The organism is Streptomyces sp. NPDC005485, assembly GCF_040606085.1.
GTDB lineage: Bacteria > Actinomycetota > Actinomycetes > Streptomycetales > Streptomycetaceae > Streptomyces.
This window is the reverse complement of the sequence record NZ_JBEXDZ010000005.1, coordinates 99,331-111,614: the sequence shown is the minus strand read 5'-3', so window position 1 is coordinate 111,614 and position 12,284 is coordinate 99,331. Positions and strand designations below refer to the sequence as shown.

Sequence of the window (12,284 nt, the reverse complement as noted above, 5' to 3'; positions counted from 1 at the left end):
GTCGGCGGCAGCCGCCGGTCGCGGACCTGTGCCTCGGGGGCGGCGTGGGCGGCGCGGAGGGCCTCCGGGGTGCTCGCGTCGACGCCGAGCGCCGCCAGGGCCGCGACGACCGCGGCGTCCGAGGCCGCGACGGTGCGGCCCGGGGACGGGCTGTAGGAGGTGGCGACGCCGTGCAGGTCGGCGAGCCGGGACAGCGGCATCTACACCCCCGAGGCGGTACCGGTCGACGTGGGCTCGCTGGTCAGGGGTGCCGTGTCGGCGAGCGGCGGCTCGCTGGTGAGGGGTTCCGCGTCCGGCAGGGGCGGCTCGCTGGTCAGCGGGGCCTCGGCGCTGCTGCCCTCGGCGCTGAAGACGCAGAAATGCGGTTCGGCGGACGGCTCCGCCGAGGGTTTGGAGAGGGCTGTCAGGAGCAGGTGCGCGGATGCGGCCACGGGGGCCTCCTTGATGTCGTACGGCTTCGAGCGGGTTACCGCAGCCCTACCCAGCGAGCGCATCCGCAGACGCACGGGAACGCAATCACCGAACAACATGGCACTGGTCACACCTTGTGCAGGCTAGGGCAATTGCCGCACAACGGCTACTCCCCCCGGCATCGTCACCTCCTCCCGTTGACACCTCCACCGCGTGAATGGTGGGGTCGTGGCCGCCCTGACAGAGCCGTGGGGGCCGAGTCGAGCAGCGACGAGGAGGGGGCCGGTGCAGCTCCGGCGTGGGACGGCGGCGGAACGAGGCACGCAAGGCGGACGGCTGCCCGGGCAGCCGCGGCGCGGACGGGGTGCGGTCGCCCTCGCGATCGCCGTCGTCGCGGGCACGCTGGGCGCGGCTCCCGCCGTCGTCGCGGCGCCGCACGCGCCGCCGGCCTCCGCGGACGACCGGACGCCGGCCGCGGCCACGCTGCCCGCGGTCTGGCCCCGGCCCCAGTCGCTGCGCGCGGGCTCCGCCCCGGTCGCGGTCCCGGACGAGGTCGTCCTGCTGACCGACGAAACGAGGGGCGCGGTGACCGACCCGTACGCCCTCAACGCGCTGCGTGCGCTGCTGCGCGCTGCGGGTGCGCGGAGGATCACCACGGCGCACGCGGGGGACACGCTCCCCGCCGGCGCGCTGGTGGTGCGTGCGGGGACCGAGGCGGAGTCGGGACCGGGGCCGGGGGCGGAGACAGGGCCGGGGGCAGGGTCCGACGGCACCAAGGGCGCGGGCCGGGCGTACGGGTTCGGCGGGCATGCCGGGAGCGCGGCCGCCGACGGTTCGCACGCTCTTGGTGCGCGCGCGGCCACCCCGTGGGACGAGGCGCTCACCGCGCTCGGGGCCGCACCCCGCGCGGACCTCCCCTCCGGCGGCTACCGGCTGGCGGTCGGCCGCTTCGAGGGCCATGACACGGTCGCTCTCGCGGGCGTCGGCGAGGACGGCCTGTTCCACGCGGTGCAGACGCTCCGTCAGCTGACGGGCCCCGCCGGGCGGATCGCGGGAGCCGTCGTGCGCGACTGGCCCGGCACCGCCGTGCGCGGCACCACCGAGGGCTTCTACGGCACCCCGTGGACCCGCGAACAGCGCCTGGCACAGCTCGACTTCATGGGCCGCACCAAGCAGAACCGCTATGTGTACGCCCCCGGAGACGATCTCTACCGCCAGCAGCGCTGGCGCGAGGTGTACCCGGACCGGCAGCGGGCGGATTTCCGGACGTTGACGGAGCGGGCGCGCCGCAATCACGTCACCCTGGCCTGGGCGGTGGCCCCCGGGCAGGCGATGTGCTTCTCGTCGGACGCCGACGTGCGCGCCCTGACCCGCAAGCTCGACGCGATGTGGGCGCTCGGATTCAGGGCCTTCCAGCTCCAGTTCCAGGACGTCAGCTACAGCGAGTGGCACTGCGACGCGGACGCCGGGACGTTCGGCTCCGGCTCCGAGGCGGCCGCGAAGGCGCAGGCGCGCGTGGCGAACGAGGTGGCCCGGCAGCTCGCCGAACGGCACCCGGACGCGGCCGCGTTGTCGCTGATGCCGACCGAGTACTTCCAGGACGGTTCGACCGACTACCGGCGGGCGCTCGCGAGCGCGCTGGACGAGCGTGTCGAGGTCGCGTGGACGGGCGTGGGTGTCGTGCCGCGGACCATCACGGGAAGCGAACTCGCCCGCGCCCGGGCGGCGTTCGGCGGGCACCGGCTCGTCACCATGGACAACTACCCGGTCAACGACTACGCGCAGGACCGCGTCTTCCTCGGCCCCTACACGGGCCGTGAACCCGCCGTCGCGACCGGCTCGGCGGCACTGCTCGCCAACGGGATGGAGCAGGCCGCGGCCTCCCGCATCCCGCTGTTCACCGCCGCCGACTTCGCCTGGAACCCTCGCAACTACCGCCCCGAGGAGTCCTGGAAGGCGGCGATCGACGACCTCGCGGCCGGAGACAGGCGCCGCGAGGAGGCGCTGTCCGCGCTGGCCGGCAACGACGCCTCGTCGGTCCTCGACGGCGACGAGTCGGCGTATCTGCGTCCGCTCCTCGCCGCGTTCTGGCAGGCGCGCACGACGACGGACAAGGCGGCGAACGCGCGGGCGGAGCAGCGGCTGCGTGCCGCGTTCACGGTGCTGCGCGAGATCCCCGAGCGACTGTCCGGAAGCTCCCTGGCCTCCGAAGTGGCGCCCTGGACCGAGAAGTTGGCGCGCTACGGCGAGGTGGGCGAGACGGCACTGGCCATGTTGCGCGCCCAGTCGGACGGCGACGCCACGGCGGCCTGGGCGGCATACCGCGCCCTCGACAGGGCCCGCGCCGAACTCGCGGCGAGCCGGGTGACGGTCGGCAAGGGGGTCCTCGGCCCCTTCCTGTCCAAAGCCCGGACGGCGTACGAGAGTTGGGCGGGCCTCGACCACGAGCCGGCCGCCGAACCCGGTGCGGGCGCTGAACCCGGTCCGGGCGCCGAGCCCGGTCCTGGCGCGAACGCCGGCGACGGCCGCACCGTGCGCCTCCCCCGCGCCCGCACGCTCAGCACGGTGACCGTTCTCACCGAGCCCGGCACCCCCGGCTCGGTCGAGGCGCACGTACCCGGCGAGGGCTGGCGCCTGCTCGGCGCGCTCTCCACGGGCGGCGCGACCGAACTCCCCTGCCGGCTCCGGGCGGACGCCCTGCGCGTGAGCGGTGCGGTGCCCTCGCGCGTACGCCATCTCGTGCCGTGGTACGCCGACTCCCCCGGCGCCGCACTGGAGTTGGCGCGCGCCGAGGCGGACGTCGAGATCGGCGGCAGCGGGCGGGTGACGGCCAGGCTGACATCGCTGCGGCCCGCCGACACGCACGGGAAGCTGACGGTGCGGGCACCCAAGGGCATCGAGGTGCACGTCCCCAGGAAGTCGACTCTCCCTCGCGGTACGGCCGTTGACGTTCCGGTGGAGGTCTCCGTCCCCGCCGGGACGCCCTCGGGGGAGTACGAGATCACGCTCGCCTTCGGTGACGCGGTGCGCACGGTGACCGTCCGGGCCTTCCCGCGCACGACGGGCCCCGATCTCGCGCTGGGCGGACAAACGTCCTCCTCGGGTGACGAGACGCCGGACTTCCCGGCGCGGGCGGCGAACGACGGGGATCCGGGAACCCGTTGGTCCTCCCCCGTCGAGGATGGCGCCTGGTGGCAGGTGCGGCTCAACGAGCCGGTCGTGCCGGTCCGCCTCGGCCAGGTCGTCCTGCACTGGCAGGACGCCCACCCCTCCGCGTACCGCATCCAGGTCTCCGCCGACGGCCGCACCTGGCGCACCGCGGCGACGGTCCGGGACGGCCGCGGCGGCCGTGAGTCCGTCCGGTTCGACGAGCGCGACGTCCGCTACGTACGGGTGCAGGGGGACAAGCGGGCGACGCGGTTCGGGTATTCGCTGTGGTCGGTGGAGGCGTACGCCGTGGCGGAGTGAGCCGCGTCCCGTCCTTTGCGAGCGGCTCTTGTGAACCGATGGCCACAAGGTGATCGATAGACGGGGTGTGAGACTGTTCCGCCCCATGAGGGGCCACCGGGAGGACGCTACGGACGCGGCGCTGCTGCGGGCCGTCGCGCACGGGGACTCGGCGGCGATGGCCGCGCTGTACGACCGGCACGCCGGGTGGCTGCATGTGCGGCTGACCCGGCGCTGCGGGGACCCCGACGTCGTGCGGGAGGTGCTGCAGGACACCTTCGTGACCGTGTGGCGGTCGGCCGCCTCGTACCGCGGGACCGAGGCCGGCGGCTGGCTGTGGACGATCGCCGCGCGGCGCCTGGTGGACGCTCGGCGGGTGCAGGAGCGGGTGGAGCGGGTGGAGCGGGTGGAGCGGGTGGAGTACGCGGCGCCGGCACCGTCCGCCGAGGAACGCGTTCTGGCGGGCCTGGAGTACGGGGACGTCGGCACCGCCCTGGACCGCATCTCGCCCGAGCTGCGCGAGGTGCTGCGCGCCACCGTCGTCGACGGGCTGACCACCCGCGAGGCCGCCCGCCTCCTCGGCATCCCCGAGGGCACCGTCAAGACCCGCGCCATGCGCGCCCGCGCCGAGCTCCGCGCGGCCCTCGCCCAGCTCGACCCGTCCCCGCTGGGAGGCCTGGCATGAGCAGCATGAGCCGTAGCAACGACAGGAACGGCACGAAGGGCACGACCGGTGGGGCGAGCTGGCACGCCCCGGACGACCTCGTCGCCCGCTACGCGGACGGTTCCCTTCCGGATGCGGACGCCTGGTCCCTGGAGAAGCACCTGGAGAGCTGCGGAAACTGCGCCGCCCGGGTCTCCCGAGCGGCCCGCGAGGGCGCGGCGGGGGTCGTCCTGGCGGAGGTGCGCGACACGGTCCTGGACGCGGTGGGAGCGGCGGCGCCGGCACCGACCCACCGCACGGCGCGGGCTCGAGCCGTCGGGGGCCGGTTCGGCCGGATCCTGTGGGCCGCCGGGCCCGCGATGCGCGGGGCCTGGACCGGGGCCGTGGTCCTGGTCGCCGTGGGAGCGGTGGCACTGGCGTACGTGGCCGGGTTCGGCGGCGCGAAGCCGCTGCTGCTGGCGCTCGCGCCCGCGATGCCCCTGGCGGGGGTCGCCCTGTCGTACGGGCGCCACGCCGATCCGTTGCACGAGATCACCGCCGCGTCACCGTCGAGCGGGCTGCGCCTGCTGCTGACCCGGACCGCCGCCGTGCTGGCGCTGAGCGTGCCGCTGCTCACGGTCGCCGGGCTGCTGCTGCCGGCCGCCCCGCCCCGGCTGCCGGAGGCCCCGGCGGCGGCCGCCTGGCTGCTGCCCGGGCTCGCCCTGACGCTGGGCTCGCTGCTGCTGTCCGGGTACGTGGGCTGCCGTATCGGCACGGCGGTGGTCGGCGGGGGCTGGCTGCTCGCGCTGGCGGCGCCCGTCCTGACCGCCACCGGGACCGGCCTGGCCTCCTCCAGCGCCGGTCTGACGGCCCGTCTCACGCATCAACTCGACCTCTACTTCACCGGCGCCGCACCCCAGGGAGGCTGGGCGGCCGCAGCCGTGCTGTGCGCCCTCCTCCTCGCCGCGCGCCGCACCGCGTACGACCGTCTGGAGACGATGTGACCAGCACCGCGACCGCACCCCCTTCCATCCGTCTCTCCAAGCTGACCGTCCGCCACCGCAGGACCACCGCCCTGAACGCCGTGGACCTGGACTTCGCCCCGGGTGTGCACGGCCTGCTCGGGCCCAACGGCGCCGGCAAGACCTCCCTGATCCGGGTCCTGGCGACGGTCGCGGCGCCCTCCGAGGGCCGGGTCGAGATGCTCGGCGGCGATCTGCGCGGCCACCGGGAGCGCAGCGCCGTACGCCGTGAACTCGGCTATCTGCCCCAGGACTTCGGGTACTACCCGGGCTTCACCGTGCGGGAGTTCGTCGCGTACGTGGCGTGGCTGAAGGAGCTGCCTGCCGCCGCCACCCCGGCCGCGGTCGAGCGGGCCGTGGACCGCGTCGGGCTCGCCGACCGTATCGACGCCAAGGTCAGGACGCTGTCCGGCGGCATGGTCCGCCGCGTCGGCATCGCGCAGGCCATCGTGAACGACCCGCGCATCCTGCTCCTCGACGAGCCCACCGCGGGCCTGGACCCGGAGCAGCGCGTCGAGTTCCGCGCACTCCTCCGCGACCTGGGCAGGTCCTCGACCGTGCTCGTCTCCACCCACCTGGTGGAGGACGTGGCCGCCGCCTGTACGGAGGTGACCCTGATCGAGTCCGGCCGGGTCGCCTACCGGGGCACCCCCGCGTCACTCGCCGCCCTCGGCGTGGACGGCGACGAGAGCGACGGCAACGCCTTCGAGCGCGGCTACACCGCGGCCCTGCGCGGCCACCGCGCCGCCGTGTCCGGCTTCTCGGGCCCCTCGGGCCGGTCCCACCGGGCGACGGGAGCCGCCCGATGAGCGCACAGACCCTGCAAACACCGCCCGGCAACGCCCCCGTGGCCCCTCGGACCACCCCCGCGCGCCGCCCTCCCCTGCGCGCCGAGGCGCTGCGCGGCTTCGCCCCCTGGGCCGGTGCGGCGTTCCTCGTGGCGCTCGTCTGGGGGCTCGTGTTCACGGCCGATCAGTGGCAGGGCAGTTGGGGGGAGACCTCCGGCCGTCTGGCCATAGGTGCCGGTCTGATCGGCGCTCCGTTCGCGCTCGCGGCGGGGGCCTGGCAGGGCGGCCGGGAGCACCGGCGGGGAATGACGGAGCTGCGTGCCTCGGTCTCCCGGACACCGCTGGCGCAGTTGTCGACCGCCGCCCTGCCGCTCGCGGGCTGGCTGGTGACGGCGTACCTGGCCGCGGTCGCCGGGGCGTTGCTCGCCTGTGCGCCGTACGCCTCGGCAGGCGCCCCCGAGCCGACCGTCTTCGCCGGAACCGCGATCGCGCTCGCCGCCTGCTCGCTGCTCGGCCATGTGATCGGGCGGGTCGCGCCCTGGCGGCTGACGGCTCCGGCGCTCGCGCTGGCCGCGTTCGTCCTGTTCGGGATGCTCAACGGCGCACAGTCCGCCCTTCGCTATCTCGCCCTCGCCTTCGTGCGCGGCTCCCACGACGACCTCCACCTGTGGTGGTACCCGCTCGCACTGGCCGTGTGGACGACCGGTCTCGCCGTCGCGGCGGCCCTGGCGCATGCCGCCCGCCGCCGGGCCACCGCGCTGCTGCCGCTCACGGCGGCGCTGGGCGCCGCCGTCCTGCTGGTCCAGACGGGCGACGGCCTGGTGCAGGAAAACCCGCTCGCTCGTCACCAGGTGTGCGACGACTCCACCACCCCGCGCGTCTGCGTCAACGCCACCTACCCGGGCATGCTGCCGGAGGTCGCCGACGCCCTGTCCGGTCTCACCGGCCGACTGAGGGGCGTACGGAATCTTCCGGTCCGTTTCGAGGACCGGCCGGGCGAGCCGCACCGGGACGAGGCGCAGCTGCCGATGCTCACGCCGTTCGGCTGGAGCGCCGTACGCGCCAGGGTGACCGATCCGGAGCAGTACACCTGGGAGGCGGCCCTCGCGCTCGTGCGCCAGGACTGCGACGGGGTGCCGTCCGCGGAGCGGGTCAGGACCGCGGACGCCGCGATGGTGCGCTGGCTGGCTCCGCGCCACCTCGACAAGGAGTTGCACGACCAGTCGGTGGCGAGCGCACGGCAGCGCGGGGACGACAAGGAGCTCGCGCGGCTCCGCGCCGAGGACAAGGCCTACGAGCACCTCACCGCCATGTCCGACGACCAGCGTCGTACCTGGCTGAGCACGTACTTCGCCACGGCCCGGGACTGCGACCCGGACCCCAAGGAGGTCCCGGCCCTGTGAGCACCCCTTCGACCCCACTCGCGCTGTACGGCCGCTCCCGCGGTGTCCCGGCCACGCTGGCCGCGCTCGGCTGCGCCGCGCTGCTCACCCTGTGGATGGCGAGCCGCCCGGACTTCTACCTCGACCCGGACCGCAGGGTTCCGCTGCTCTCGCTGGCTCCCCTGCTGGCCTCGGCCGCGATCGGCGTCAGCCTCCACTCCCACACCCGCGACCTGGACGACACCGCCGTACGCCCGTGGTGGCCGCGGCGGCTGACCCACCTCCTGCTGCTCACCGCGCTCGCGGCGACGGCGCTGGCCCTCGCCCTCCCGGGGAACTCGCAGGTGTTCGGCGCAGCGGGGATGGTCCGCAACACGCTGGGGGCGACCGGCCTGACGGCCCTCTCGGCGGTGCTGTGCGGCGCGCGGGTGAGCTGGCTGCCGACGACGTTGTACTTCAGTGCCGTGTACTTCTCGGCTTCGGCGCCGCGCATGAGGGCCCGCACGGCCCTGACCTGGCCTCTCCAGTCGGGGCCGCAGCTCGGGGCCTGGGCCGTCGCCCTGGCACTCTTCGTGATCGGCACGGCACTGTACGCGGGTCGCGGCGCCCGCCCCGAAGGGCCCCGCGCCTGACGGAAGGCGTGGGGCCTTTCGGAACGGGGCCGGCAGGTACGTAAAAGCCCGGATCGTCAGGCGGAAATGCCGTCGATCCGGGCCATCGCATCCTCCGCGCCGTACGGCTGCAGGTACGGCAGCCAGCGCGGGTCCCTATGCCCGGTTCCGATGATGCGCCATGCGAGCCCCGACGGCGGGGCGGGTTTATGGCGCAGGCGCCAGCCGATCTCGACCAGGTGACGGTCGGCCTTGGTGTGGTTGCAGCGGCGGCACGACGCCACCACGTTGTCCCAGGCGTGCTGACCCCCGCGACTGCGCGGGATGACGTGGTCGACGCTGGTTGCGACGCCACCGCAGTACATGCACCGGCCGCCGTCGCGGGCGAAGAGCGCCCGACGGGTCAGCGGGACGGGCCCCCGGTAAGGGACCCGCACGAACCTCTTCAGCCGGACCACGCTGGGTGCGGGGACAGTAACGGTTGCGCTGTGCAGGAAGGCGCCGGACTCCTCAAGAGAGACGGCTTTGTTCTCAAGGACGAGGACGAGCGCACGGCGGAGCGGTACGACGCCGAGGGGCTCGTACGACGCGTTGAGGACCAGGACATGCGGCACGGATGCCTCCTTGTACGCCGGCGGCGCGTGGCTCGCGCCGGGACGATCTGTAGTCAGTCTCCCCTCATGCCTGGTGGAAGCGCCACCATGTCCCGGTAACGGGCTGGGAGTGTTTTCGACCACACCTTCTACATCCCCGGGACCACATCCTGTTCATCCCCAGGTGAGCACAGTCTCTCCCTCGAACACGGCAACGATCCACACACAATGCCCCGATAGTGTGGTGGGCCTGCCCGACCGGTGCCCCTCTTGTGTCCCTGCCGCGGGCGGACCGCTACGCCTGGAGGTACCTGCTGTGTTCTCGACCGTCCTGTCGGCCCTGCCGGCCGTCGATCCCTCGCCGTCCCCCTCGGCGACCTCGACGGAGCCGGTGACGCCGACGCTCCAGGACGCCCAGGAAAGCGCGACCAACGCCGCGAGCTGGGTCCAGCAGAACTGGTCCACGTGGCTCGCGATCGGTCTGCGGGTTCTGCTGATCCTGGTGATCGCGGCGGTCCTGAGAGTGGCGGTACGGCGCGCCATCACCAAGCTGATAGACCGGATGAACCGCACGGCCCAGGCGGTCGACGGCACCGCGCTCGGCGGTCTGCTGGTGAACGTGGAGCGGCGCCGGCAGCGCTCGCAGGCCATAGGTTCGGTCCTGCGCTCGGTGGCGTCCTTCCTGATCATGGGCACCGCGGCGCTGATGGTGCTGGCCACCTTCGAGATCAACCTCGCCCCGCTGCTGGCCTCCGCGGGGGTCGCGGGCGTGGCCATCGGTTTCGGCGCGCGCAACCTGGTGACGGACTTCCTCTCCGGTGTCTTCATGATCCTGGAGGACCAGTACGGCGTCGGGGACTCCATCGACGCGGGCGTCGCCTCCGGCGAGGTCATCGAGGTCGGCCTGCGCGTCACCAAGCTGCGCGGCGACAACGGCGAGATCTGGTACGTCCGCAACGGCGAGGTCAAGCGCATCGGCAACCTCTCCCAGGGCTGGGCCACGGCGGGCGTCGACGTGACCGTGAAGTCCTCCGAGGACCTGGACCGGGTCAAGGCCACGCTCGACCAGGTCGCCGAGGACATGAGCAAGGCCGAGCCGTGGAACGAGCTGCTCTGGGGCCCGATCGAGGTGCTGGGCCTGGACAGCGTGCTGATCGACTCGATGGTCGTACGCGTCTCGGCGAAGACCATGCCGGGCAAGTCGGTGGGCGTCGAGCGCGAGCTGCGCTGGCGTATCAAGCGTGCCTTCGACGCCGCCGACATCCGTCTCGTCGGCGGCCTCCCGGCCCAGCCGGAGGACGAGATCCCGGACCCGACGGCGACCGTCGCGGCCCCCTCGGTGTACTCCAACTCCGCGTCCCCGCAGGCTGAGGCGGCCACCCCGCTCGCTCCGCAGCGGCCGGCGGTGCGGTAGCGCTGAGGACTCGTCCTCGACTCGTACGACGAAGGGGGCGCCCGGAACTCTCCGGGCGCCCCCTTCCTGTGCGCTGTCAGCAGGTGCGGCCGGTGTAGTGCGCACCCTGGATCTTCGAGGCGGAGCCGAGCCAGGACCTGCCGGGGCCGACGCACGTCTCGTAGTCCGGGCCCCAGGCGACTTCCACCTTGATGACCACGTTCGAGCGGTCGGATGTGCAGTGGTTGTAGAAGGCGTCGGACCCCGTCTCGTAGAAGCCGCACGGGTCGGCAGCCGCCGGCGTGGCGGTGACGACACCCGCGGCGGCGCTCGCCAGGACGGCGGCCAGGGCGATCGGAATGAGACGACGAACCCGCACGGGCAGCTCCTCCAGTGAAGGCCCACTGCACCCATGAAGGTGGACATGTGGGCCATTTGCATTTTTGTGCACCCTACGGGGCGATTTCATGCGGAAACGATTCACTGGATCACTGGTCACACTCACGTGTCCCTGCGCACCAGGCGGAGCGGCGCAGCCCGGCGTCGCGCGCATAACGACTTGATTGCCCCCGTGGCCGGTATTGACGCCCCCGAGGCCACGGGCCTACGTTCCTCTCATCAATAGGAAACTTTCCTAACAGTGATCACGGGATGGACACCTCCACCCCGTCACTGGAAAGCTGGCCAGTTGGAAAGGCAGGTGTCGACACGCATGGCTGGATCCGCCGGTACGCCGGGCACTCCGCGCGTCCTGCGCGCCATGAACGACCGCGCCGCGCTCGATCTCCTGCTGGAGCACGGCCCGCTGTCCCGTACGCGGATCGGGAAGCTCACCGGACTGTCGAAGCCGACCGCCTCGCAGCTGCTGGCCCGGCTGGAGGCCGCCGGGCTCGTACTGATGACGGGGACCAGCGAGGGACGGCCGGGGCCCAACGCCCAGTTGTACGTGGTCAATCCGGGTGCCGCCCACGCGGCGGGGCTGGATGTGACCCCCGAGCGCATCCTCGCCGCCGTCGCGGACGTCACCGGCCGCACCGTCGGCGAGTACGAACTCCCCACCCCCAAAAAGCGTTCCGCCCCCTCCGTCGTACGCCAGGTCACCGACGCCCTCGACGGAGCGGTGAAGGCGGCGGGGCTGGCGAGGGACGACATCCACCGGGTGGTCATCGGCACCCCGGGCGCCTTCGACCCGGGCACCGGCCGCCTGCGGTACGCCTCGCACCTGCCCGGATGGCACTCCCCCAGCCTGCTCGACGAACTCGCGGCCGCACTGCCGATGCCGGTCGAGTACGAGAACGACGTGAACCTCGTCGCCATCGCCGAGCAGCGGCTCGGCGCGGCCCGCGGCCACGACGACTTCGTGCTGCTGTGGAACGAGGGCGGTCTCGGCGCCGCCCTGGTCCTCGGCGGCCGGCTGCACCGCGGCTGGACCGGCGGCGCCGGCGAGGTCGGCTTCCTGCCGGTGCCGGGCGCGCCCCTCGTCCGCCATGTGACCAAGGCCAACAGCGGCGGCTACCAGGAGCTGGCCGGCTCGCAGGCCATCCCCAAACTCGCCCGCGAACTCGGCATCGAGGACCTGCCCACCGGTCCCTACGCCGAGGCCGCCGCGGCGATCGTCGCCGAGGCCGCCGAGCGCAACGAAGGACCGCACCGCCGGCTCCTGGAGACGTACGCGACCGGCGTCGCCACCGGTCTCGCCTCGCTCGTCTCCGTGCTCGACCCCGAACTCGTCGTCCTCAGCGGCGCCTCGCTCTCCGCCGGCGGAGAGACGCTGCGCGCTCTGGTCCAGGACGAGCTGGAGGAGCTGGCCGCGTCCCGGCCGCGCCTCGTCGTCGGCGACGTACCCGAACACCCCGTGCTGCGCGGCGCGTTGGAAAGCGCGCTGGCGGCCACCCGTGACGAGGTCTTCGACACCTCGCGCTGAGCCCACCCCTCTCACCTTCACCTCAGCCCACACCACCTCACCCTCACCACCGTGCCCTGCCATGCCTTTG

12 protein-coding genes are annotated in these 12,284 nt (G+C 73.5%); 8 read left to right on the top strand and 4 right to left on the bottom strand.

Going from position 1 to position 12,284, the window contains the following annotated elements:
* Together ABZS97_RS03820 and ABZS97_RS03815 are read right to left on the bottom strand one after the other, a co-directional pair.
* Positions 1-200: hypothetical protein (locus ABZS97_RS03820; RefSeq protein WP_356133163.1), on the bottom strand; the 200-nt coding region annotated here is incomplete at its 3' end.
* Complete coding sequence (locus ABZS97_RS03815; protein WP_356133161.1) at positions 201-431, bottom strand: hypothetical protein; 231 nt, start codon at positions 429-431, stop codon at positions 201-203. It lies immediately after the preceding gene.
* Between the two features lie 265 nt (positions 432-696).
* Between ABZS97_RS03815 and ABZS97_RS03810 the strand changes: the two genes are divergently transcribed.
* The 6 genes from ABZS97_RS03810 to ABZS97_RS03785 all read left to right on the top strand — a co-directional run bounded on the left by ABZS97_RS03810 (position 697) and on the right by ABZS97_RS03785 (position 8,325).
* Entirely contained in the window at positions 697-3,879 is a 3,183-nt protein-coding gene (locus ABZS97_RS03810; RefSeq protein ID WP_356133159.1) for a beta-N-acetylglucosaminidase domain-containing protein, read from the top strand.
* An 85-nt stretch (positions 3,880-3,964) separates the two neighbouring features.
* A complete protein-coding gene (locus ABZS97_RS03805; RefSeq protein ID WP_356133157.1) occupies positions 3,965-4,543 on the top strand; it encodes an RNA polymerase sigma factor in 579 nt (192 codons plus the stop codon).
* 5 nt (positions 4,544-4,548) lie between these two features.
* Complete coding sequence (locus ABZS97_RS03800; RefSeq protein WP_356133155.1) at positions 4,549-5,505, top strand: zf-HC2 domain-containing protein; 957 nt, start codon at positions 4,549-4,551, stop codon at positions 5,503-5,505.
* Positions 5,502-6,332, top strand: a complete 831-nt coding sequence (locus tag ABZS97_RS03795) for an ABC transporter ATP-binding protein (RefSeq protein ID WP_356133153.1) — start codon at positions 5,502-5,504, stop codon at positions 6,330-6,332. Before ABZS97_RS03800 ends, ABZS97_RS03795 begins: the two co-directional genes overlap by 4 nt.
* The gene (locus ABZS97_RS03790) at positions 6,329-7,714 is read left to right on the top strand and encodes a hypothetical protein (RefSeq protein ID WP_356133151.1); all 1,386 of its coding nucleotides are present in this window, start codon (positions 6,329-6,331) and stop codon (positions 7,712-7,714) included. Before ABZS97_RS03795 ends, ABZS97_RS03790 begins: the two co-directional genes overlap by 4 nt.
* Complete coding sequence (locus ABZS97_RS03785; protein WP_356133149.1) at positions 7,711-8,325, top strand: hypothetical protein; 615 nt, start codon at positions 7,711-7,713, stop codon at positions 8,323-8,325. The genes ABZS97_RS03790 and ABZS97_RS03785 overlap by 4 nt, the downstream gene beginning before the upstream one ends.
* A 56-nt stretch (positions 8,326-8,381) precedes the next feature.
* Here the strand turns inward: ABZS97_RS03785 and ABZS97_RS03780 are convergent, their stop codons facing one another.
* A complete protein-coding gene (locus ABZS97_RS03780; RefSeq protein ID WP_356133147.1) occupies positions 8,382-8,918 on the bottom strand; it encodes an HNH endonuclease in 537 nt (178 codons plus the stop codon).
* Between the two features lie 280 nt (positions 8,919-9,198).
* Here ABZS97_RS03780 and ABZS97_RS03775 point away from each other — a divergent pair, with 280 nt between their 5' ends.
* Entirely contained in the window at positions 9,199-10,311 is a 1,113-nt protein-coding gene (locus ABZS97_RS03775; protein ID WP_356133173.1) for a mechanosensitive ion channel family protein, read from the top strand.
* Between the two features lie 76 nt (positions 10,312-10,387).
* Here the strand turns inward: ABZS97_RS03775 and ABZS97_RS03770 are convergent, their stop codons facing one another.
* The gene (locus ABZS97_RS03770; protein ID WP_356133145.1) at positions 10,388-10,669 is read right to left on the bottom strand and encodes a DUF6355 family natural product biosynthesis protein; all 282 of its coding nucleotides are present in this window, start codon (positions 10,667-10,669) and stop codon (positions 10,388-10,390) included.
* Positions 10,670-11,002: 333 nt separating this feature from the next.
* Between ABZS97_RS03770 and ABZS97_RS03765 the strand changes: the two genes are divergently transcribed.
* A complete protein-coding gene (locus tag ABZS97_RS03765; RefSeq protein WP_356133143.1) occupies positions 11,003-12,214 on the top strand; it encodes an ROK family transcriptional regulator in 1,212 nt (403 codons plus the stop codon).
* Positions 12,215-12,284 lie beyond the last annotated feature (70 nt).

Coding starts and splice junctions, on each gene's coding strand:
- ABZS97_RS03805 (WP_356133157.1), top strand. CDS start 3,965: ATGAGGGGCCACCGGGAGGACGCTACGGACGCGGCGCTGCTGCGGGCC.
- ABZS97_RS03800 (WP_356133155.1), top strand. CDS start 4,549: ATGAGCCGTAGCAACGACAGGAACGGCACGAAGGGCACGACCGGTGGG.
- ABZS97_RS03790 (WP_356133151.1), top strand. CDS start 6,329: ATGAGCGCACAGACCCTGCAAACACCGCCCGGCAACGCCCCCGTGGCC.
- ABZS97_RS03765 (WP_356133143.1), top strand. CDS start 11,003: ATGGCTGGATCCGCCGGTACGCCGGGCACTCCGCGCGTCCTGCGCGCC.